The organism is Actinosynnema sp. NPDC023658 (assembly GCF_040639995.1).
GTDB lineage: Bacteria > Actinomycetota > Actinomycetes > Mycobacteriales > Pseudonocardiaceae > Actinosynnema.
The window spans coordinates 1-1,070 of the sequence record NZ_JBFAAX010001477.1; the positions used below are offsets into that span (position 1 = coordinate 1).

A 1,070-nucleotide genomic window follows, 5' to 3' on the forward strand; every position below is an offset into this window, starting at 1 on the left:
GCGGTGGCCGCCGCGCCCGTCCTGGCGGTCGCCCTGCTCACCGGTCCGGCGCTCTACGTCGTCTGGGTGGGCAGCCGCGCGACCCTGCGGCCCGTCCGCGCCGCCACCACCTAGCCCGCGCGCCGTCCACGTCCCCGCCCCACCCCGTCCCCGAGGGAGAAACATTGTCCGCGGAAGCCGACCGCGCCCTGCCGATCACCACCGAGGTCCTGGAAACGGCCTGGAACGCCGCCGTGGCCACGGTGCGCGGCAACGTCGCCGACTTCACCGCCTGGTACCCCGACGACACCACCACCGCGGGCGTCTACCGGCCGCGCTCACCGCGTGGCGGCGCACCCGAGGGGGCCAACGTCGGGTGGACCACCGGGTTCTGGCCGGGCATGTTGTGGCTGACCTGGGAGGCCACCCGTGACGACGACGTGCTGAACGCCGCCCGGGCCCAGGTCGACGCCTTCTCCGACCGCGTCACCGGTGGCGTCGACCTGGACACCCACGACCTCGGCTTCCTGTACACCCTGTCGTGCGTGACGCCGTGGCGGCTGCTGGGCCACGAGGGCGCGCGCGACGCCGCTCTCGGGGCGGCCGACCACCTGATGAACCGGTTCCTCGAACCGGCGGGCATCGTGCAGGCCTGGGGCGACCTCACCGACCCGCTCCAGCGCGGCCGCACGATCATCGACAGCCTGATGAACATGCCGCTGCTGTACTGGGCGGGCGAGACCACCGGCTCCCGGCACTTCGCCGACGCCGCCGTCCGCCACACCGAGCAGCTGGAACGGCACATCATCCGCCCGGACGGCACCACGTTCCACACCTTCTACTGGGACACCGCCACCGGCGAACCGCTCCGGGGCGCCACCGAGCAGGGGCACCAGGACGGCTCGTGCTGGGCACGCGGGCAGGCGTGGGGCATCTACGGCTTCGCCCTGGCCCACCGGCACGCGCGGCGCGGTGCGTTCCTCGACGCCGCACGGCGCTGCGCCGACCACTTCCTGTCCCGGTCACCGAGGTCCACGACACCGCCACCGCCATCGCCGACAACCAGTGCTTCGGCTACGACTACCTGCGCC

1 protein-coding gene is annotated in these 1,070 nt (G+C 73.6%); it reads left to right on the forward strand.

Annotated features, from left to right (window positions below; genetic code table 11):
• Positions 1–164: 164 nt before the first annotated feature.
• On the forward strand, positions 165–1,070 hold a 906-nt coding region (locus AB0G02_RS41920; RefSeq protein ID WP_360806663.1), incomplete at its 3' end, for a glycoside hydrolase family 88 protein.